Annotated in this window: 16 protein-coding genes and 1 pseudogene; 6 read left to right on the top strand and 11 right to left on the bottom strand. The window is 70.6% G+C overall.

Annotated elements, in window-relative coordinates; translation table 11 throughout:
- The first annotated feature begins 57 nt into the window (after positions 1 to 57).
- On the top strand, positions 58 to 1,152 hold the full coding sequence (locus tag ACWDX9_RS27220) for an RNA-guided endonuclease InsQ/TnpB family protein (protein WP_449958721.1): 1,095 nt from the start codon (positions 58 to 60) through the stop codon (positions 1,150 to 1,152).
- Here ACWDX9_RS27220 and ACWDX9_RS27215 read toward each other — a convergent pair.
- From ACWDX9_RS27215 to ACWDX9_RS27205, 3 genes and pseudogenes are all read right to left on the bottom strand, one after another.
- Positions 1,103 to 1,567, bottom strand: a pseudogene (locus tag ACWDX9_RS27215) (carbohydrate ABC transporter permease); the annotation flags it as partial. The gene ACWDX9_RS27220 and the pseudogene ACWDX9_RS27215 sit on opposite strands and share 50 nt — an antisense overlap.
- Before the next feature lie 347 nt (positions 1,568 to 1,914).
- A complete protein-coding gene (locus tag ACWDX9_RS27210; protein ID WP_449958719.1) occupies positions 1,915 to 3,156 on the bottom strand; it encodes an extracellular solute-binding protein in 1,242 nt (413 codons plus the stop codon).
- 86 nt (positions 3,157 to 3,242) lie between these two features.
- Positions 3,243 to 4,379, bottom strand: coding sequence for a DegT/DnrJ/EryC1/StrS family aminotransferase (locus ACWDX9_RS27205; RefSeq protein ID WP_449958716.1), 1,137 nt, complete (start codon positions 4,377 to 4,379; stop codon positions 3,243 to 3,245).
- Positions 4,380 to 4,453: 74 nt separating this feature from the next.
- Between ACWDX9_RS27205 and ACWDX9_RS27200 the strand changes: the two genes are divergently transcribed.
- Positions 4,454 to 5,659, top strand: a complete 1,206-nt coding sequence (locus ACWDX9_RS27200; protein ID WP_449958714.1) for a hypothetical protein — start codon at positions 4,454 to 4,456, stop codon at positions 5,657 to 5,659.
- A 62-nt stretch (positions 5,660 to 5,721) separates the two neighbouring features.
- Here ACWDX9_RS27200 and ACWDX9_RS27195 read toward each other — a convergent pair whose 3' ends face one another.
- The 5 genes from ACWDX9_RS27195 to ACWDX9_RS27175 form a co-directional block, all read right to left on the bottom strand.
- Positions 5,722 to 6,777: a dihydrodipicolinate synthase family protein gene (locus ACWDX9_RS27195; RefSeq protein WP_350722569.1), complete on the bottom strand. Its 1,056-nt coding sequence runs from the start codon at positions 6,775 to 6,777 to the stop codon at positions 5,722 to 5,724.
- A gap of 89 nt (positions 6,778 to 6,866) precedes the next feature.
- On the bottom strand, positions 6,867 to 7,874 hold the full coding sequence (locus ACWDX9_RS27190; protein ID WP_364239419.1) for an NAD-dependent epimerase/dehydratase family protein: 1,008 nt from the start codon (positions 7,872 to 7,874) through the stop codon (positions 6,867 to 6,869).
- 83 nt (positions 7,875 to 7,957) lie between these two features.
- Entirely contained in the window at positions 7,958 to 8,842 is an 885-nt protein-coding gene (locus ACWDX9_RS27185) for a Gfo/Idh/MocA family protein (RefSeq protein WP_449958711.1), read from the bottom strand.
- Positions 8,843 to 8,854: 12 nt separating this feature from the next.
- Complete coding sequence (locus tag ACWDX9_RS27180) at positions 8,855 to 10,663, bottom strand: hydantoinase B/oxoprolinase family protein (RefSeq protein ID WP_449958708.1); 1,809 nt, start codon at positions 10,661 to 10,663, stop codon at positions 8,855 to 8,857.
- Positions 10,656 to 12,656: a hydantoinase/oxoprolinase family protein gene (locus tag ACWDX9_RS27175; RefSeq protein WP_449958706.1), complete on the bottom strand. Its 2,001-nt coding sequence runs from the start codon at positions 12,654 to 12,656 to the stop codon at positions 10,656 to 10,658. Before ACWDX9_RS27175 ends, ACWDX9_RS27180 begins: the two co-directional genes overlap by 8 nt.
- 50 nt (positions 12,657 to 12,706) lie before the next feature.
- Between ACWDX9_RS27175 and ACWDX9_RS27170 the strand changes: the two genes are divergently transcribed.
- Positions 12,707 to 13,450, top strand: a complete 744-nt coding sequence (locus ACWDX9_RS27170) for a thymidine kinase (RefSeq protein ID WP_449958704.1) — start codon at positions 12,707 to 12,709, stop codon at positions 13,448 to 13,450.
- Here ACWDX9_RS27170 and ACWDX9_RS27165 read toward each other — a convergent pair.
- The 3 genes from ACWDX9_RS27165 to ACWDX9_RS27155 are packed head-to-tail and all read right to left on the bottom strand — an operon-like array spanning position 13,422 to position 15,421.
- Positions 13,422 to 13,826: a MarR family winged helix-turn-helix transcriptional regulator gene (locus ACWDX9_RS27165; protein WP_363965691.1), complete on the bottom strand. Its 405-nt coding sequence runs from the start codon at positions 13,824 to 13,826 to the stop codon at positions 13,422 to 13,424. The two genes, ACWDX9_RS27170 and ACWDX9_RS27165, sit on opposite strands and share 29 nt — an antisense overlap.
- Before the next feature lie 35 nt (positions 13,827 to 13,861).
- Complete coding sequence (locus ACWDX9_RS27160) at positions 13,862 to 14,758, bottom strand: hypothetical protein (protein WP_449958702.1); 897 nt, start codon at positions 14,756 to 14,758, stop codon at positions 13,862 to 13,864.
- A 42-nt stretch (positions 14,759 to 14,800) separates the two neighbouring features.
- The gene (locus tag ACWDX9_RS27155; RefSeq protein ID WP_449958700.1) at positions 14,801 to 15,421 is read right to left on the bottom strand and encodes an SRPBCC family protein; all 621 of its coding nucleotides are present in this window, start codon (positions 15,419 to 15,421) and stop codon (positions 14,801 to 14,803) included.
- 116 nt (positions 15,422 to 15,537) lie between these two features.
- Here ACWDX9_RS27155 and ACWDX9_RS27150 point away from each other — a divergent pair, with 116 nt between their 5' ends.
- The 3 genes from ACWDX9_RS27150 to cydB form a co-directional block, all read left to right on the top strand.
- Positions 15,538 to 16,398, top strand: coding sequence for a polysaccharide deacetylase family protein (locus ACWDX9_RS27150; protein WP_449958698.1), 861 nt, complete (start codon positions 15,538 to 15,540; stop codon positions 16,396 to 16,398).
- A gap of 180 nt (positions 16,399 to 16,578) precedes the next feature.
- Entirely contained in the window at positions 16,579 to 17,925 is a 1,347-nt protein-coding gene (locus tag ACWDX9_RS27145) for a cytochrome ubiquinol oxidase subunit I (protein ID WP_364239431.1), read from the top strand.
- An 11-nt stretch (positions 17,926 to 17,936) separates the two neighbouring features.
- Positions 17,937 to 18,501, top strand: a 565-nt coding sequence (cydB, locus tag ACWDX9_RS27140) for a cytochrome d ubiquinol oxidase subunit II (protein WP_449958694.1), incomplete at its 3' end; no start/stop codon positions are given.

Genomic DNA, 18,501 nt, shown 5'->3' with positions numbered 1-18,501 from the left:
GCCCTGGATGGGAACAAGCAAGCGAATCATGGCCATGGTTACGCTAAGACGAACGTCGTGGCACACAGCGTGAAGCGGGCCTACAAGTACCGCTTCCACCCGACTCCCGAACAAGCCGCAGAGCTGTCCCGGACCTTCGGCTGTGTCCGCCTGGTCTACAACAAGGCCTTGGAGGAGCGCACTCGCGCTTATACCCGCGAGGGGCGGCGAGTCGGCTACACCGAGTCCTCGGCGATGCTCACAGCATGGAAACGCAGCGCCGAGTTCGGCTTCCTGAGGGCGGTGTCGTCGGTGCCGTTGCAGCAAGCGCTTCGGCATCTGCAGGCGGCGTTCGCAAACTTCTTCGCCAAGCGCGCGAAATACCCGGCGTTCAAGTCGCGAAAGAAGTCGCGGGCGTCCGCGGAGCACACCCGGTCGGCCTTCCGCTGGCGTGAGGGCCGCCTCACACTGGCGAAGATCGATAAGCCGCTGGACATCGTGTGGTCGCGTCCGCTGCCGCTGCGTGCACAGCCGTCGACGGTGACGGTGACGGTGAGCAGGGACACGGCGGGTCGTTGGTTCGTGTCCCTGCTGGTCGAGGAGGAGATCGCGCCGCTGGAACCAGTGCAGGGCATGGTGGGGGCCCTGTCCACCGGGGAGAAGATCGCGAATCCGAGGTACGAGCGGGCCGATCGGCGCAGGCTGGCCCGGGCGCAACGGGCGCTGAGTCGCAAGGAGAAGGGCAGTGCCAACCGGGCCAAGGCGAGGCTCGAGGTCGCCAAGGTGTATGCCCGGATCGCCGATCGGCGGCGCGATCATCTGCACAAGGTCAGCACACGGCTTGTTCGCGAAAACCAAGTGATCGCCGTGGAAGATCCGACCGTCCGCACCATGGTGAAGAACCACCGCTTGGCGCGCGCTATCTCCGCTGGTGTAAGACCTCAACGGAAGTCCCTTCCAGACGGGCAGCCGGCGGTGAAACAGGAACTCTCACGGGCGACCGTGGGACTCTCCCACGTGTACGAGGGAGAGGATGTCAAGTGTTCCCCCGATCCAGGAATCGGCGCTGGACCAGCGACACGATCAGCACGATCGCGAACAGCACCATGCCCCACGTGGCGGCGTAGCCGAAGTCGAACGATCGGAAGCCGTGGTCGTAGATGCCGAAGATGAGCGTGTAGGTGGCCCTGGCCGGGCCGCCGCCCGTCATCACGTACACGGTGTCGAACGTCTGGAAGGCGCTGATCGTCTCGATCACCACGACGAAGAAGATCGTGGGCTTGAGCAGCGGCAGCGTGATCCTGCGGAAGCGCTGCCACGCGCTCGCCCCGTCCACCGTGGCCGCCTCCAGGTAGGAGGACGGGATCGACTTCAGCCCGGCCAGCAGGATCAGCATCGAGTAGCCGAATCCCTTCCACACCGACACCACGGCCAGTGCGGGCAGGATCACGGCCGACTGCTCCAGGAACGCCACCGGGCCGAGGTCCGCCTTGGCCAGCAGGCCGTTGATCAGCCCGTCGAACTCGTAGATCCAGCGCCAGATGATGCCCGCCAGTACGAAGCTGGTCACGTACGGCAGGAACAGCATGCCGCGGAACAGCCCGCGCATGAAGACCACCTGGTTGAGCAGCAGCGCCGTGCCGAGCGCCACGAGCAGCGTGAGCGGCACGTAGATCACCACGTACACGAGCGTGACCCGCAGGCTCAACCAGAAGTTCACGTCGTCGAGCAGCCGGGCGTAGTTGTCCGTGCCGATGAATTCCCAGTCGCCGCCGATGTTCCAGTTCGTCAGGCTCATCCCCGCCGCGCCGAGCGACGGGAAGATCCGGAAGATCAGGAACAGCACGAGCACGGGCAGCACGAACAGCAGGCCGGTGACCGGGTCACGCAGGCGTTGACGCACCGGGTGTTTCCTTTCTGGCGGTGTGCGGGGGCTCAGCCGGTGCCGAGCAGCTGGTCGGCCTCCTTGGCGGCCGCGTCGAGCGCGGTCTTGGCGTCCTCCTTGCCGAGCAGCGCCGCCTGGATGTGCGGCGCGAGCACGCCCATGACCTGGCGGGCCTTGGGGTGGGTGTCGCCGGGGAAGGCGTACTGCAGGGACTTGGCGAACTCCTTGGAGGCCGCCGACTGGTCGGGCACGGTCACGTCCGTGCGAGCCGGGAAGAAGCCCGACTCCTTGGCCAGCGCGCCGGACACCTCGGGCGAGGCCAGGTAGGTGGCGAACTTCTTGGCGGCGTCCTTGCTCTCGGAGTGCTTGGCCAGCACCAGTGCGCCGGGGATGCCGAACGCGACCCGCTTGGTCCCTTCGAGCGGCAGGCCGATGCCGACGTTGTCGGCGCCGATGGCGGTGCCGAGCTGGTCGGCCATGCCCGCGGTGGCCGCGTGGTACATGGCGGTCTTGCCGGCGGCCAGCGGGCCGCCCTCGATGTCGTTGGCCTTGCTCGCGGTGTTCTCCGGCAGGCCGCCCACGGCCTTCAGGTCGAGCAGGAACTGCAGGCTGGCCACGCCCTCCTGGCCGTTGAAGGCGACGCTCTTGCCGTCGGCGGAGAAGACCGTGCCGCCGTTGGCCCACAGGATCGGGTAGAAGCTCTGGTTGAGGCTGACGTCGGGCTTGCCCGGGTAGTCCAGTACGGCGACCTTCTTGGCGGCCAGCTTGGGCGCGGCCTCCTTCAGCTCCGCCAGCGTCTCCGGCACCTTCTCGACGCCCGCGTCGGCGAACAGCTTCTTGTTGTAGATGGGCGCGGTGATCGTCTGGTAGATCGGCACGCCGTACAGCTTGCCGTTGACGGTGAGGGCGGCCAGGGAGTTGGGCAGGTAGGAGGACTTGGCCGGGGCGACGATGTCGTCCACCGCCTCGACCGTGCCCTGCTGGGCGTACTGGGGGATCTGGTCGGGACCGAGCACCACCAGGTCGAAGCCCTTCTTCGAGACCAGTGCGGTGGTGACCTTCTCCTGGCGGCCCTCCCAGGGCTGCTGGTCGATCTTGATGTCGATCGTGGGGTTGGCGGTCTCGAAGTCCTTCTCCACCTTGCCCCAGAACGCCTGGGCCTTGGCCTGGTCTCCGATGACGGGATACATCCACAGGGTCACGGTGCTCTTGTCCGAGCCGCTGCTGGATCCGCACCCGGCGGCCGCGAGGCTCAGGGCGGCCGCGAGGCCGACTGCCGCTGCCTTCTTCATCGGCGGCTTCCTTTCACTAATACCGGTCCTGACCGAAACCTAATGAGCGTGTCTTGACGGGGTCAATCCCTGATACATGAACGTAACTACGGTCGAGCCCGAAATTTCGTGATTTCCTGGGCGATCAGCTCGACGTGCTCGGGGGTGTAGGCCTCGTTCCAGTCGACGACCAGCAGCGTACGGTCCACCATGAGCTCCGCCTGTGGGCAGGGGTTGGGCCGGTAGTCCTCGAGCGGGTAACGGGAGGAGCCGTAGATGGCGGCGTCCCACACGGGCGCCCTGTTCAGCGGCTCGGCGAGGTAGCCGGCCCGCGCCGGGATCCCGGCCGCGGCCAGGTGGGCGGCCAGCTCGGGCGCGTCGCCGTCCGGGCACACGATCGGGAACAACCACCAGGCGTGGCCGTCCGGACGCGGCAGGCGTAGCCCTGGGAGGCCTTTCAGCGCGTCCAGGAGCCGTCCGGCGGTGCGGCGGCGGGCCGCGACCACGCCGGGGAGTTTCGCGAGCTGAGCGCGTGCCACGGCGGCCTGGAGCTCGGTCATGCGGTAGTTGATCCCGAACGCGGCGTGCGACCGGCCGGCCGCGCGGTCCCAGCCCTTGTCCGAGAACAGCCGCATCCGCCTGGCCAGCTCGTCGTCGTCGGTGATCGCCACCCCTCCGTCGCCGCAGGTGATGTGCTTCCACTGCTGCAGGCTGAGGCAGCCGACCTGGCCCGCCGTGCCCGCGAGCCCGCCGCCGGGCAGCTCGGTCAGCCAGGCCTGCGCGCAGTCCTCGATCAGCGTCAGGCCGTGCTCGTCGGCGAGCGCGCGCAGCTCGCCGACCCTGGCCGGCGCGCCGAACAGGTGGACCGCCATGATCGCCCGCGTACGGGGGCCGATGAGCGCGGCCACCGCGTCCGGATCGAGATTGCCGTCGGAGGGATCCACATCGGCGAAGACAGGGACGGCGTTCTGCGCCAAGATGGGGGCCACGGTCCCGAAATCCGTGATCGGGGTCGTGATGATCTCGTCTCCGGGGTCCGGCGCGGCCGCGACGACCGAAAGGTGGAGGGCCGCGGTGCCGGAGCTGCAGGTGATCGCGTGACGGGAGCCGTAGACTCGGGCGATCTCACGCTCCAGCGCCCGCGCCTCGGTCCCCCAGACGGAGTTGAGCATGCCCGAGCGGATCACCCGCTCGGCGGCGGCCACCTCCTCGTCGCCGAGCGTACGGCCGTCCGCTTCTGCCATGGACGGGAACTTCACCGGGCACCTCACAAGATATGATTGCGGTCTTGACCGAAAATAGCGAGAGGGAGGCGTGGGTGGGAATCGTCATCGGGGTCGTCGGCCCGCACGACCTGGTCGACGACGTCGCGGCCGTCTGCGAGGAGCAGCCGGGCGTCAGCACGCTGCGCCTCGACTACGACCACGAGTCTCAGGCGCCCGCGATCGTCGAGGCGCACGCCTCCTCCGTGGAGGGGTGGCTGTTCACCGGCATAGTGCCCTACATGCTCTCGCGTGACGCCGACGCGCTCACCCGCCCGGCGGCGTTCGTCGACTACTCGGGCGCGACGCTGCTCAGCGCCCTCGTACGCCTCCAGCACGAGGGCCAGGACATCACCCGGCTGTCGATCGACACGCTGTCGGCCGCCGACGTCCAGACCACGTTCGCCGAGGCCGGGCTGCCCACCGCCGATCTGCGCACGCTGCCGTACCGGCCGGAGATGACCTCCAGGAAGGCCGTCACCTTCCACCGGAAGGGGCCCGCGCACGCGGTGATCACCTGCCTGAGCTCCGTGCACGAGGCCCTGCGCGACGAGCGCCCCGTGCTGCGCCTGGTGCCCTCCGTCCATTCGGTACGGGTGGCGCTGCGCCAGCTCATGCTGACCGCCGAGGGCCAGGCGCAGGAGGACGCCCAGATCGCGATCGGGCTCGTCGAGGTGGCCAACGAGGAGGGCCTGCTGCGCGAGGCCACGGCGCTCGGCGGCACCCTGGCGGCCTTCCGCGGCGGCACGCACCTGCTGGTGACGACCCGCGGCCCGCTCCACGACGCCACGGGCGGCTTCACCGGGCTGCCCATGCTGGCGCGGCTGGCCGGCCAGAACGACGTCGTACGCGTCGGCTTCGGCCTGGGCCGCAGCGCGGCGGAGGCCGAGAGCCTGGCCCGCCGCGCCCTGGCCAGGGCCCGCCGGATCGGCGAGGTGGCCGCGGTCCTGTCGCTGCGGGCGGACACGGACATCGTCCTGGAGTCGGTCACCCCGGCGCCCACGGGGGCGCAGAACCTGTCGGTCATCGCCCGCCGCGTCGGCCTGTCGGTGCCCACGCTGGAGAAGCTCCTGGAGGCCCGGGCGGCGGCGGGGGACGAGCCGCTGACGACCCGGGAGATCGCCGAACGGCTGGCCGTCCAGCAGCGCACGGCCCGGCGCATGCTTCATCGGCTGGAGCTCGCGGGCCTGGCGGAGCGCACCGGCAACCTCACCAGCGGCACCAGCGGCCGCCCCCTGACCCTCTACCGCCTGACCCTCTGACCCCCGCACCCCGGGCGCAGGGGTGGTGGGTGTGGGGGTGGTGGGGAGGAGGGGCATGGGGGTCAGGAGAGCCAGCGGTCGAGCCCGGCCGAGACGAAGTCGTCGTCCCGGAGCCACGGGTACGCGCCCCAGATCCGATCGATCTCCGCGAGCTGCCCCGGCGAAAGCTCCTCCGCCGGGTCCAGGCACCACCGCCCCGCCAGGAGCCCCTGCCGCCGCAGCACCTCGTGGATGCCCGGAATGCACCCATGGAACCCGTTGGCCGAGTCGAAGATGGCCGCGTTGGCATCCGTCAGGTGCCCGTCCAGTGTGAGCAGCCGCCGTACGACCGCGTCGTCACCGCCCCGGGCGAGCTTGGCCTCCTCCAGCAGTTCCACCGCCCGCCGCACCCACACGGCCCACTGCCCGAGCAGCCCGCCGACGAACTCGACCTCCACCTCGCGCCCGTCCACGACCACCCGGTGCGAGGTGATGAGGTCGGCCAGGATGTGGTCGTCGTTGCCCGTGTAGAGCGCCACCTCGCCGGCCCGCCCCGCCCGTACGACGCCGTGCAGCACGTCCAGCGTGCGATAGCGGTCGAAGGGCGCGACCTTGATGCCGACGACGGACTCCACGGCGGCCAGCCGCGTCCAGAAGTCACGGGACAGGGTGCGCCCGCCCACCGCGGGCTGCAGGTAGAAGCCGATCACCGGCAGCACCTCGCCCACGGCCCTGGCCCGCTCGATGAGCGCGTTCTCGTCGAGCTCCCGGTAGGGGCTCAGCAGCACCATGTGGTAGCCGAGCGACCTGGCCAGCTCCGCCTCGGCCACCGCCTGGGCGGTGGGCCCGGTCGCCCCGGCCACCAGCACCACCTCGCGCTCGACCTCCTTGGCGGTGCGGGCCGCCAGTTCGAGCACGGGCGGCAGCAGGCCGGTGCCGTGGATGGCGAACTGCGTCGTGTGCACGCCCACCGCCAGCCCGCCCGCGCCCGCCTCGACGTAGTAGCGGGTCAGCGCCCGCTGGCGGCGCTCGTCCAGCTTCCTGTCCTCGGTGAGCGCGAGCGGGTGCGCCGGGATCACCAGGCCGCGCCTGAACAGGTCACGAACGGACGTCTGCGCCTGTGGAGCCGTGCTGAGCACGTGAGGTCCCCCTTGGTGTTTGTCGGTGTGGGCGAGCAGAGTGGCGAGCAGAGTGGCGGGCAGGGTGGCGGGCAGGGTGCCGGAGCCGGTCAGAACCGGCCGTCACGGCGTTCGAACTTGGTGGGTTTGCCGAGCAGCGGCCCGCCGTCGGCCACCCATCGCGCCGTGTGCTCGATCAGCTCGGCCGGCGTGAGCTCGGGGTAGCCGAACAGGCGGTGGCAGCGCCCCGCGTTCGACAGCAGCGCGGTCGGCGCCTCCTCCCCGGTGAACACGGGCTCCTTGCCCAGCGCCGCGCCGAGGTCCAGGGCGATCCGCCGCACGGAGAGCAGCTCGGGCCCGGTCACGTTGAGGACGTACGGCGGCGCGGAGGCCAGGGCCAGCGACCGGAGCGTGACCTCGTTCGCGTAGCCCTGCCAGACCACGTTCACCTGGCCGGTCGACAGGTCGACGGGCTCCCCGGCGAGGATCTTCTGCGCCAGGTCGATGAGCACGCCGTAGCGCAGCTCGACCGCGTAGTTGAGGCGGACGAGCGACAGCGGCGTGCCGTACGTCTCGGAGAAGTGCGTCAGCACCCGCTCGCGCCCCAGGCAGCTCATGGCGTAGTCGCCCACGGGCCCCGTCGGGGAGTCCTCCGTGCTGCCGCCGCCGGTGACGGGGACGAGCGGGTAGACGTTCCCGGTGGACAGGGCGGCGATCCGGCTGTGCCGGAAGCGGTCGGCGACCCTCCCGGGCAGGTACGCGTTGGTGAACCAGGTGGCGTGCTCGCGCCCCTGCGTGCCGAACTTGGCGCCGACCAGGAAGACCACGTTCGGCGCGTCGGGCAGGTCGCGCAGCGCCTGCTCGTCGGCCACGTCGGCGGACACCACGGTCGCGCCGTCCTCGGCCAGCGACTCGGCGAGCCCTGGCTCGGAGAAGCGCGAGACCGCGATGATCCGCCGGTCCCCGTTCGTGGCGTTGAGGGCCAGCCGTACCAGGCTCGGCCCCAGCTTGCCGCCGGCGCCCAGGATCAGGATGTCGCCGTCGAGCCCGCTGAGATCGTCCACCAGCCCGGCGCCGGGCCGGGCCAGGCGCTCCTCGAGTTCCGCTGTCGTGCGCACGCGGGTATCTCCTCCGTCTGTTATTTACGGTCCAGACCGTAACTGTCGCAGACTTCGGCTGTCAACGGGTACGCACAACTGGGTCAGGCGACCTCACGGGCTGTGACCAGCACATCGAGGATCGCCCTGGTCTGCTCCCACGGCACCGGGCTGGGCGCGCCGCGCACCATGGAGAGGAACGCGTCGATGGTCCCCTCGTACCCGAGCCCCTTGACCGGGTCGTCGCCGCTCTCGATCACGATCGACTCGGAGCCGTCGCGCCTGTGCACGGTGACGGTGTAGGCCTCACCCTCGGAGACGCCGAGGATCTCCACCGTCCCCGTGACGCCGCTCCCCCACCGCAGCGCCATCACGCCGGTGTCCTCTGAGCGCAGGCCCTGGTAGTGCCGCTTGGCCCCGGCGGCGCCCACCAGCCGCACGTCCGGCCCCAGCAGGGCGACCAGCAGCTCGACGCCGTGGATGCCCATGGTCACCATGGTCCCGCCGCCCTCGCCGGGCGTGTCCTGCCAGGCGTTGTAGCCGTCGGCCCACAACCCCACGTCGTGCCGTACGGTGGCCCGCACGGCCAGCACCTCGCCGGGATCGACCCGGACCCCGGCGAACGCGGGCGCGAACCTCAGCACCGAGCTCGACAGCACCCGGTCGCCGATCGCCAGCCGGTCGAGCGCGTCGAGCTGGACCCGGCTGGCGGCGGCCGGCTTGTTCACGAAACAGGGGGCGCCGGTCTCCAGGACCCGCGCCAGCGCCTCGGGCACCTGCGGGTTGGGCACGGTCAGCACCACGCCGTCGGGCCCGGTGGCCAGCGCCTCGCCGAGGCTGCCGGCCACCTTCGCGGTCGGGTGCTGGCCGGTGAAGCGCCGCAGCCGCTCGGGGTCCTGCTCCCACACCACCAGCTCCGCGTGGCGGGCCAGGGTGTGGGCGTCGGTGTACGGATGGCTGGTGGCCAGCCCGGCCAGGACAATGCGCACGACGGTATCTCCCTAAAGCTCGTCCACCTCGGCGTACGCGCGTCCGCCCGACAGCTTCGCGTACCCGGGCCCACGGTCGAAGAAGCGGTCGCCCGGAGGACGCAGGCGGGCGCGGAGCTCGGCGGTGCCCTGCTCGTCGATGCGGTCACCGTCGAGCACCACGCCGTAGTCGCCCAGCGCGCCCGCGATCGACACCTTCCCGTCCCGCACGTCGGCGGCCACCGCCCGGGGGTCGCGGTCGTACGGGGAGCCCCAGCCGCCGCCCCCGGTCGTACGGATGCGGATCAGCTCACCGGCCTGCACCGGATGGTCGTCGACCAGGCCCTCCATCTCCTTGCCCGCGATCTCCACCCGGAACGGCCGCCCCGCGAGGCCGCCGTTGACGCCCCAGCAGGACAGGATCGAGCGGTCGGCGATCGACATGTAGGAGGCGTCCCTGAGCATCCTGATGTGCTTGTCGTAGCCCAGCCCGCCCCTGAACATGCCGGGCCCGCCGGAGTCGCAGGCCAGCGCCAGCCGCTCCACCCGGAACGGCCAGCGCGCCTCGGCGAACTCCACCGGGATGTTGCGCGAGTCGGGCACCACGTGGATGGTGTCCTCGCCGTCGGCGTACCAGCGCCCGCCCGAGCCGCCGCCCAGGACCTCGCGCATCAGGTACGGCTGGTCGGCGGCGTCCGTGCCGTACACGCCGGTGTAGCGGATGGTCTCCTGGTCGGCGGGCATGCGGCCGTTCGTGGCCTTGGCCAGCACGCCGGCGAGCACGCCGAGCAGGCGCAGGATGACGAACGTGCGGGCGTTCGTGGGGGCCGGGAAGACCGGGGTGAGCAGGGTGCCCTTCTCCGGGAAGATCATCTTGATGAGGGGCACGACACCCTCGTTGACGTCCAGCTCGGCCATCCGCTCGGGCGTGTCGGCCAGGTTGCGCAGCACCGGGGCCAGCCACTTCTTCAGGAACACGCCGTCGGCGTAGTCGCCCGCGTGGTTGATCGGCCCCTTGGCCTGCGGCGACGTGCCGGTGAAGTCGATCGTGAGCGGAGAGTCGGCGCCGTGGTCGACCGTGAGCGTGATGCGCTGGGCGTGCAGGCGGGGCTCGTCCACGCCGTCGTGCTCGGCGTAGTCCTCCCACACGTACGTCCCCTCGGGGATCTTGGCCAGCAGCTCCCTGCGGAACGTCTCGGTGGTCTTGGAGATGATCGCGTCGAAGCACTCCTCGACGGCCTGCCTGCCGTACCGGTCGAACAGCTCGCCCAGCCGCCGCGCCCCCATCAGGCAGGCCGAGCACTCGGCGTCGAGGTCGCCGGCCAGCGAGTCGGGAATGCGGGAGTTGCGGGTCATGATGCGCAGCGCGGCCTCGTTCGGCACGCCCTGGTCCCACAGCTTGATCGGCGGCACCATCAGGCCCTCTTCGAACACCGACCGGGCGTGCGAGGGCATGGAGCCCGGCACGGACCCGCCGATGTCGTCATGGTGGCCGAACGCCTGCACGAACGCCACGACGGCGCCCTCGTGGAAGACGGGCACGGTCACGCACAGGTCGGGCAGGTGGCCGATGCCGCCCTCGGAGAGGTAGACGTCGTTGTGGAAGTACACGTCGCCGGGCTTCATCGTCTCGACCGGGAAGTCGCGCACCACCGGCTGGACGAGCGCGCTGTAGGAGCGGCCGGTGAGCTTGCGCAGCCGTACGTCGTGGATGCCCGCGCGGAAGTCGTGCGCGTCGCGGATCATCGGCGAGCGGGCCGTACGGGCGATGGCCGTCTCGACCTCCTTCTCGACGGACGCCAGCGTGCCCTCGACGATCTCCACCAAGATCGGATCAGTCACGGCGGACCTCCACATTTCCGTACTCGTCCACCTTCGCGGTGAAGCCTGGGTGGATCGGGATCGTCGAGCCGTACTCCTCGATCACGGCCGGCCCGGTGACCGTGGCGCCGGGGCCGAGCGCGGAGCGCTGGTGGATCGCGGTGTCGCGGGTCTCGTCGAAATGCACGGGACGCACCGAGGTGGCGCCCTCGCCGGCCTTGTCCAGGCGGCGGATGGCCGGGCGGGTGATGGGGCCGATGCCGGAGACGCGCAGGTTCACCCATTCGACGCCGTGGCGGGGGTCGTCCCGGTACGCGTACCCGTACAGCTTCTCGTGGGCCGCGTGGAAGCGGTCGACCACCTCGGCCTGCCAGTCCTCGTCGATCTCGCCCGCCGGGGCCGGCACCCGCACCTCGTACGCCTGGCCGTAGTAGCGCAGGTCGGCGCTGCGCAGGTAGACCGGGTCGTCGAAGCCCTCGCGGTCGAGCGCCTCGCCCGCCTGATGCTCCAGGTCGTGGAAGATCTCGACGGCCTTGCCGAGCGAGAGGTCGCGGGTGACGTACGTACGGACGTAGTCGTTCTTGACGTCCACCGTCAGCAAGCCGAACGCTGAAACGTTCCCGGGGTCGCGCGGGACGATCACGGCCGGCAGCCCGAGGATGTCGATCAGCCGGCACGCCAGCAGCGGCCCGGACCCGCCGAACGTCACCAGCGGGAAGTCACGCACGTCCAGCCCGCGCTTGACGGTGAGCTGCCTGATCGCGTTGCTCTGGTTGAACGCGCTGATCTCCAGGATGCCCGTCGCGGTGCGCTCGGGGGTGAGGCCCAGCTTGTCGGCCAGCGCCTCGATGCCGCCGCGCGCGGCGTCGGCGTCCAGCGGGATCTCGCCGCCGAGCAGGTGGGGCGGGATCCGGCCGAGGAACACGTGCGCGTCGGTGACCGTCACCTCCGTCCCGCCCCTGCCGTAGCAGATGGGGCCGGGGTCGGCGCCCGCGGACCTGGGGCCGACCTTGAGCGTGCCCTCGGGCGAGATCCACGCGATCGAGCCGCCGCCCGCGCCGACGGTGATGATGTCGATCATCGGGATCTTGCACGGGTAGCGGCCCACGGAGCCCTCGGTGGTGATCGAGGGCTCGCCGTCGATCACCACGGCCACGTCGGTCGAGGTGCCGCCGCCGTCCAGCGTGATCACCGACGGGTGCCCCGCCGTGGAGGCGATGAGCGCCGCGCCGAGCGCGCCCGCCGCCGGGCCCGACAGGACGGTGGTGATCGGCTGGTTGACGACCTCGCGGGCCGACAGGATGCCGCCGTTGGACTTCATGACGGAGAACGGCTTGCCGAGCCGGTTGGACAGGCTCGCGAGGTAGCCGCGCATGGCGGGCTTGACGGCGGCGTCCACCAGCGTGGTGACCGAGCGCTCGTACTCGCGGTACTCGCGCAGCACGTCGCTCGACAGCGAGATCACCGCCTCCGGGTGCTCGCGCCAGAGCACCTCGCGCATGCGGCGCTCGTGCTCGGGGTTGGCGTAGGAGTGCAGGAAGCAGACGCCGATCGCGTTGATCCCCTTGGCCCGGAACCAGCGGGCCGCCTCCACGGCCTGCTCCTCCGAGAACGGCCACACCTCCTGCCCCAGGTGATCGAGCCGCCCCCCGACGGTCTTCACCAGATGCACGGGAACGATCCTGGGCGGTTTGACCCAGAAGTAGGAGTTGCCGTAGCCGTCGGGCACGCTCTGCCTGGCGATCTCCAGGACGTACTCGAAGCCCTCGGTCGTGATGAACCCGAGGTTGGAGATCCGGTCCTCGAGCAGTCGGTTCGTGGCCACCGTGGTGCCGTGGACGATCGACCCGACGTCGAGGGCGCCGAGCTTCTCGATGCCCGCGACGAACCCGTCCGCCGGGTCGGCGGGCGTCGACGGGGTCTTGGTCGTGAGGATCTCACCGGTCTCCTCGTCCACCGCGACCACGTCGGTGAAGGTTCCTCCGGTGTCCACTCCGATACGCACGCTACGCATGGCTCCTCAGCTCGGTGACCACTGTTCCTCCTGCGAACTCCAGAGGAGAAATGTCCCACGAGGTCATGGAACAAGCCAAGCCACTAAGCTGGCCCCCCGTGACTGAACTGTCTGCCTTGTCTGCCGTGCCGTCTGGCGCCCGGGATGCCGTGCTCAAGTTTTACTTCGGCCCCATGGACTGCGGGAAGTCCACGTTGGCACTCCAGATGAATTACAACCACGGACGTCAGGGTAGGCGTGGTCTGGTGCTGACCAAGCACGACCGCTCCGGCGGCCCCAAGATCACCAGCCGGATCGGCCTCGGCCTGGAGGCCATCGAGGTGGAGGACTCCCTCGACATCGTGGAATTGGTCACCTCCCACGACCGCATCGACTTCCTCATCTGCGACGAGGCCTGCTTCTACACCGTCCCGCAGATCGAGCAGCTCGCGGACCTGGTGGACGAGCACTGCGTGGACGTCTACGCGTTCGGGCTGGCCTCGGACTTCCGCTCGGTGATGTTCCCGGCGGCGCAGCGGCTGTTCGAGCTGGCGGACGAGGTGTGCCGGCTGCAGGTCGAGGTGCTGTGCTGGTGCGGCCGTCCCGGGCAGCTCAACGCCAGGGTCGTGGGCGGGGTCATGGCGCGTACGGGCGAGCAGGTCGTGATCGGCGACACCGACGCCTCGCCGGTGCGCTACCAGGTGCTCTGCCGCCGCCACCACCGCTCCGGCCGGCTCGGCGAGGGCGAGGGCCAAGCCCAGGGCCAGGGCCAGGGCCAGGGCGTCCTCACACCAGGCGGTCCAGCAGGTCTCTGAACAGCCGCCGATCCTCCTCCGGCAGACCGGCCAGGAACTCCTCCTCCGCCACACCCACGGCGCGGGTGGCCGCCTCCAGGACCTCGCGCCCGTGGCCGGTCAGCTCCACCATGTTCTTGCGCCGGTCGGCGGGATGCGGCCGGCGCCCGACGAGCTTCTTGCGCTCCAGGCCGTCCAGCAGCGCGACCATCGTCGTCCGGTCGATGCCCAGCCGCTGGGCGGCCTCCAGCTGGGAGAGCGGCTCCGGCGTGCGGAGCACCGACATGACCCCGAACTCCCGCCCGTCGATCTCGTACGGCTCCAGCGCCGGCCCCGTCAGCTCCCCCAGGCGCAGGTTGGCGTGCTTGAGCAGATAACCGAGGCGACGTCGCGACACGCCTCGATTGTCACACAACCCTTTCCCCGGGGCGGCTATCCGGCGGCCAGCTCCTCCAGGCGGTAGGGAAGGTACGCCGAGTCGTCCACGAGCGCCGAGGCGCCCCGCCACCACCCGAACCACTCCCCGCTCCGCCACATCCAGTCCACGCGTTCGATGGCGGCCACCACGTCGCCGACCGTCTGCCACCGCTCGCCGAGCTGCTCCCGGGTGGCGCCGTGCCGCACCGCCCAGGCCCGCAGGACTCCCCCGGCGGCGGCCGGGACCTCGCGGGCGTACGGGTCGGGGTCCTCGCCGGGCAGCCGGTGCGGCCCCAGCCCGGCCGCCACCCCCCAGCTCCACTGCGCCTCGGCGGGCCGGGAGTAACGCAGGGAGTGGAAGTCGAGGTTGGACCCGAGATCCTCGTCGGGCCTGCGGGTGACGACCGCGTCGAGCCGCCCGCCGGCGTCGAAGTGAACGACCAGCCGCTGCCCCGGCTTCACCCCGGGCGGCAGCCGGAAGCGGTCCTCGGCATGCCACGAGTTGAGATCGACCTCGGCGACGGGCCAGCCCCACAGCTGGTCGGCGGCGTCGTCGGAGATCCAGGCGGCCAGCATCTCCAGCGCGGTCAGATCGGTCCAGGGCTCGATCGCGACCGCCGTGCGCACCACCTCGTCGGGGGCCGGCAGCTTGCCGCCCCTGGGCCGGATCCACCACTCCTCGCCCAGCTCGCGGGTGCCCACGAGCAGCGCGGCGATGGCGGCCAGCTCGGCCGAGCGCCGGGTGAGCGAGGCTCCGAGCGCGAGCTCCAGCGTCCGCTCGGTCCGCTCGTCCCCGAGCACCGGGCGCACGTCGACGATCAAGGTCTCGGCTGTGGGGCGCTCGTCGCCCAGCAGGTTGCGAACGACTCTCCTGGCTTCGGTTCGTGCGTCTTCCGCGTGTGCCTGCCGCATACCAGCCACGCTACGCCTGGAGATCCTTTTCCGCGAGAGCCCTCATGGGCGCCGGGAGGCCCGTCCGATGAGCCAGCCCACCGCGACGCCCGTGAGCGCGATGCCCGCCCCCATCCCGAACGACGCCAGCATCACCCACGGCCGCGTCTGCGTGTGCGGTCTGGGGGCCCGCGCGTACACGGCGCCGCGCGCCGGGCTCACCGCTTCCGCCTCGGCGGGCACCTGCGGCGCGCCGGCGGGGACGGCCGCCGCGCACAGGTGATCCTCGACGGCCGCGAAGAACTCCCCCGCCGTCCGCTTGGCCACCGACCCCAGCATGCGCTGCCCGACCCCGCCGATCATCCCGCCGATCACCGCGTCGGCGTCGTAGTCGACCCGGGTCCCGTCCTCGACCTCGCTCAGCCGCACCACGACGGTGGCGTCCACCGTCCCGGGCGCCCCCTGCCCGCGCGCCTTGAGCGTGAAGCTCTCGGGCGCCAGGGGGTCGGTGAGCGACACCTCTCCCTGATAGACGCCCTTGATGGACGCGACGCCCGCGTTCACGGTCATCCGGTACGTGTCCGGCCCGGTCTCCTCAAGGCACTCGCATCCCGGAATGGTGCTCGCCAGCACCGCCGGATCCTGGAGCGCAGCCCACACCCGATCCCTCTGAACGCCGATCACGGCAGTACCCGCCACCTTCATGTCGCCACTCTAAGCAGCCGGGACCAGGTGGATAAGGGCAACACCTGCCAGAGGAAGACAAGACTTGAGGATCATGCCTGGCAAGATGGGGCCCCATGCGCGCGTTGAAGATCATGCCCCGTCCGGCCGCCGTCGCCTGCGTGCTGGCCCTCGTCGCCGCGTGCACCCCCGCCGAGACCGCGAGCGTCCGCCGGCCCGGCACCGCCTCCGCGCCGAGTTCCCCGTCCGCACGGCCCAAGGCCACCCGGCACGGCCCGCCCGGCATGCAGCCGCGCACGGGCGAGGTGCGCCCGGTCGAACGCGCCGGCGACCTGCCGCCCGTGATCAGCTCGATCCCCACCAGGCGCAAGGTCGTCTTCCTGACCATCGACGACGGCTGGGAGCAGGATCCGGGCTTCGTCGAGCAGGTACGCGACCAGCACATCCCCATCACCGCCTTCGCCATGCGCGACGCCGTGGAGGCCAAGGGCACCCCGGACCCGGCCGGCGGCCCAGGGAAATACGTAGGTGCCGGTAAATGGGGATATTTCCGACAGCTCCGCAACGCCGACGTCGCCATCGAGAACCACACCCTCACCCACCCCAACCTCCGCCTGCTCTCCCGGGACGCCCAGCGCCGCGAGATCTGCGGCTCCTCCCAGGTCATCAGGAAGGAGCTGGGCACCAGGCCCACGCTGTTCAGGCCCCCGTTCGGCAACTACAACACCGACACGCTCAGGGCCGCCAAGAGCTGCGGCATCGAGGCGGTCCTCCTCTGGACGGCCACCGTCCAGCCGGGCGGCAAGATCGCCTACCAGGTTCCCGACAAGCGCCTGCGCCCGGGCGACATCCTGCTCCTCCACTTCCGCCCCAACCTGGCCGGGGACTTCCGCATCCTGGTCAACAAGATCAAGCGCCGCGGATTCGAGCTGGGCAACCTCCAGGCGTACCTGGCCGCCATGGCTGTCGACCGGTAGGCGTACCCCTGAATCACCCCGGCGGCGGACGCGCCGGGGCCCGCCCGCACGGGATCCTCGATGCGGCAACAACCAACGGGGAGCGATGTGACCAAGCTCGCATCGCGTTGCTCTACAAGCTGTAGTACTACTTCAAGTAGATAAACTACACGCTGTAGAGCTCAGGGAGTCGGCGGGGAGATGGACGCACTTGACCTGGCACGGTGGCAGTTCGGGGTGACCACCGTGTACCACTTTCTGTTCGTGCCCTTGACCATCGGTCTGGGGATCTTCGTGGCGGGCCTGCAGACGGCCTGGCACCGGACAGGGAAAGAGCACTACCTGAAGCTCACGAAGTTCTTCGGGAAGCTGTTCCTGATCAACTTCGCCATGGGCGTGGTCACCGGCATCGTGCAGGAGTTCCAGTTCGGGATGAACTGGAGTGAATACTCCACGTTCGTCGGCGACGTCTTCGGGGCGCCGCTGGCCATGGAGGCGCTGCTGGCCTTCTTCATGGAGTCCACGTTCCTGGGGCTGTGGATCTTCGGATGGGACCGGCTGCCGAAGAAGGCGCACCTGGCGTGCATCTGGGCGGCCGCCATCGGGTCCAACTTGTCGGCGTATTTCATCCTCGCGGCCAACGCCTGGATGAAGCACCCCGTCGGCTACGAGGTCGTGGACGGCAGGGCCAGGATGACCGACCTGTGGGCCGTGCTGACCAACTCCACGGCGGTGGCCCAGGTGCCCCACGTGATCGGGGCGGCGTTCATCGTGGCGGGCGGCTTCGTCCTGGCCGTGAGCGGCTACTGGCTGCTCAGGACGCGCGCCCCGATGTGGCGCAGCGCGGCCCGCGCCGCCCTCGTCATGACGGCCCTCGCGGGCGCCGTCGTCGCGGGCACCGGCGACATGTCGGCCAGGCTGATGTACGAGCAGCAGCCCATGAAGCTGGCCTCCGCCGAGGGCCTGGAGCGCGACACGGCCGGCGCGGCGTTCTCCCTCGTCCCGGGCGTCGAGATCCCCAAGGTCCTCAGCTTCCTGTCCGCCCACGACCCGAACGCCACCGTCCAGGGCACCGAGGACCTGCAGCGCCGCTTCGAGCAGCAGTTCGGCCCGGGCGACTACCGGCCGAACGAGCCGGTCGTGTTCTGGTCGTTCCGGGTGATGATGGGGTTCGGGATGGCCACGGTGGGCCTGTCGGTGCTGGGCCTCTGGCTGACCCGGCGCAGGCGTGAGTTCCCGAGATGGCTGTCGCGGGCGATGCTCCTGGCGGTGCCGCTGCCGCTGCTCTCGGTGATCGCCGGGTGGCTGCTGAGCGAGATCGGCCGCCAGCCGTGGACGGTCGCGGGCGAGCTGCTCACCGCCTCCAGCGTGTCGCCGGGGGTGAGCCTGGCCGAGGTGGCCACGTCCCTGACGATCTTCACACTCCTGTACGGCGCGCTCGCCGTGGCCGAGGTCGTCCTGCTGACCAGGCATGTCCGCAAGGGCGTCGAGGAGCAGGCGCCCACCCCCGCCGCCGCCGAGCGGCGTGAGCCGTCGCTGATGTACTGAGGGAGCAGACAATGATCGAGTTGTGGTTCGTCATCATCGCCTTCCTCTGGACGGGCTACTTCGTGCTGGAGGGCTTCGACTTCGGCGTCGGCATGCTGGCTCCGCTGGTCAGCCGCAATCCCGGCGAGCAGCGGCAGAGCCTGCAGACCATCGGCCCGGTGTGGGACGGCAACGAGGTGTGGCTGATCACCGCCGTCGGCGCCATGTTCGCCGCGTTCCCCGCCTGGTACGCGGGCGTGTTCAGCTCGTTCTACCTGCCGGTGACGCTCGTCCTGGTCGGCCTGATCGTGCGCGGCGTCGGCCTGGAGTGGCGCGGCAAGGTGAACGACCCGCGCTGGTGCGACCTGGGCATCGTGGTGGGCAGCGCGCTCCCGGCGTTCCTGTGGGGGGCGGTCTTCGCCGACCTGGTGTTCGACAGCGTGCCCGCCGCCCTGCTGGGAGGCGCGTTCACGCTGGCGGTGTGCGCCCTGCACGGCGCCGTCTTCCTGGCGCTCAAGACCACCGGCCCGGTACGCCGCCGCGCCCGCGTCGTGGCGATGGCCGCCAGCGGCGTGGCCGTTCCGGTGGCCGTGGCCG

The sequence above is a fragment of the Nonomuraea sp. NPDC003201 genome (assembly GCF_053590415.1).
Note: the sequence above shows the minus strand (reverse complement) of the source record. Positions and strands in the feature narration are given on the sequence as shown.

Bases quoted from the DNA above. Each gene is read 5' to 3' on its own strand.
- ACWDX9_RS27160 (WP_449958702.1), bottom strand. From the start codon at position 14,758: ATGCGGCAGGCACACGCGGAAGACGCACGAACCGAAGCCAGGAGAGTC.
- ACWDX9_RS27205 (WP_449958716.1), bottom strand. From the start codon at position 4,379: ATGGCAGAAGCGGACGGCCGTACGCTCGGCGACGAGGAGGTGGCCGCC.
- ACWDX9_RS27170 (WP_449958704.1), top strand. From the start codon at position 12,707: ATGTCCCACGAGGTCATGGAACAAGCCAAGCCACTAAGCTGGCCCCCC.
- ACWDX9_RS27175 (WP_449958706.1), bottom strand. From the start codon at position 12,656: ATGCGTAGCGTGCGTATCGGAGTGGACACCGGAGGAACCTTCACCGAC.
- ACWDX9_RS27145 (WP_364239431.1), top strand. From the start codon at position 16,579: ATGGACGCACTTGACCTGGCACGGTGGCAGTTCGGGGTGACCACCGTG.
- ACWDX9_RS27150 (WP_449958698.1), top strand. From the start codon at position 15,538: ATGCGCGCGTTGAAGATCATGCCCCGTCCGGCCGCCGTCGCCTGCGTG.
- ACWDX9_RS27210 (WP_449958719.1), bottom strand. From the start codon at position 3,156: ATGAAGAAGGCAGCGGCAGTCGGCCTCGCGGCCGCCCTGAGCCTCGCG.